The sequence below is a fragment of the Actinospica durhamensis genome, from assembly GCF_018139695.1.
In the GTDB taxonomy this organism is placed as follows: domain Bacteria; phylum Actinomycetota; class Actinomycetes; order Streptomycetales; family Catenulisporaceae; genus Actinospica; species Actinospica durhamensis.
This window is the reverse complement of record NZ_JAGSOG010000868.1, coordinates 1-394: the sequence shown is the minus strand read 5'-3', so window position 1 is coordinate 394 and position 394 is coordinate 1. Positions and strand designations below refer to the sequence as shown.

Genomic DNA, 394 nt, shown 5'->3' with positions numbered 1-394 from the left:
ATCCCCGGCTGGCGCGCCCTGCTCTCCAACGAGGAGATGCTGTCCGTGCTGGACGACGCCGGCGCGGTGATCTGCGCGGCGGGCGACGGCCTGGCCCCGGCCGACAAGAAGCTGTACGCCCTGCGCGACGTGACCGGCACGGTGGAGGCGATCCCGCTGATCGCCTCCTCGATCATGTCGAAGAAGATCGCCGAGGGCACGGGCGCGCTGGTCCTGGACGTGAAGGTCGGCTCGGGCGCCTTCATGAAGACGATCGAGGACGCGCGGGAGCTGGCGCGGACGATGGTCGGCCTGGGCACCGACCACGGTGTGCGGACCGTGGCCCTGCTCACCGACATGGCGACCCCGCTCGGCCTGACCGCCGGCAACGCGCTGGAGGTCCGCGAGTCGGTGG

At 71.8% G+C, this 394-nt stretch carries 1 pseudogene; it reads left to right on the top strand.

Going from position 1 to position 394, the window contains the following annotated elements:
- Positions 1 to 394, top strand: a pseudogene (locus KDL01_RS42620) (thymidine phosphorylase); the annotation flags it as partial.